At 40.2% G+C, this 718-nt stretch carries 1 protein-coding gene; it reads left to right on the top strand.

Translation table 11 applies throughout. The features are described from left to right. The coding region (locus AC1DUA_RS39715) for a Ger(x)C family spore germination C-terminal domain-containing protein (RefSeq protein WP_477504888.1) at positions 1-684 on the top strand (684 nt) is incomplete at its 5' end. Between the last annotated feature and the right edge of the window lie 34 nt (positions 685-718).

Genomic DNA, 718 nt, shown 5'->3' with positions numbered 1-718 from the left:
GATTATATCTCCTCCATTGCCAAGAACAATCAAAAAACCAACTTTATGCTTCCCGAATCAAGGATTGGCGATGTGCATGAATTTTTAATCAAACATGAAAGCTTTGTTCTACAGGCAATTAAAAAGGAAGATGGTGGCGTCACCCTGAATGGAAGCGCCTTATTTGATGGAACCAGCAAACAATTGCTTGGGTTCCTTAGCGGAGAAGAAACCCAGGGGCTTAATTTTATTACGAAGCGAGTTAAAGGCGGAATCGTTGAATCCGACATAAATGATCAAATCGTAGGTTTCAAAGTTGAACGATCAAATAGAAAGTTTTACGTTCAACAAACAAGCCCGGGACATATGAAATTTACAATTAAGATCATAGCGGAAGGAACTTTGGATAAATCCATCACCAACATTGATCCTTCTGACGGTAAAACCTTAGAAACGCTTGAGAAAAGCTTGGAAGACAAACTTACCTCCACAACCAATAAAACGATCAAGAAGCTGCAGCATTCCTACAAAAAAGACGCCTTGGGACTTGGCCCCTATTTATTCCAGGATCATAATAAACTGTGGGAACCGATTGCGGAAAATTGGGATACCGGAGAGAATTTGTTTAYCCAAGCAGAGGTCGACGTACAGGTCAAAGTGATTATTCGGCGTATTGGCAATATTTTCGAATCAACAAAGGAGTAATCAGCTATGTGGTCAACATTTGTAGGAGTAATGC

The organism is Paenibacillus sp. 01T422 (assembly GCF_056398785.1).
Note: the sequence above shows the minus strand (reverse complement) of the source record. Positions and strands in the feature narration are given on the sequence as shown.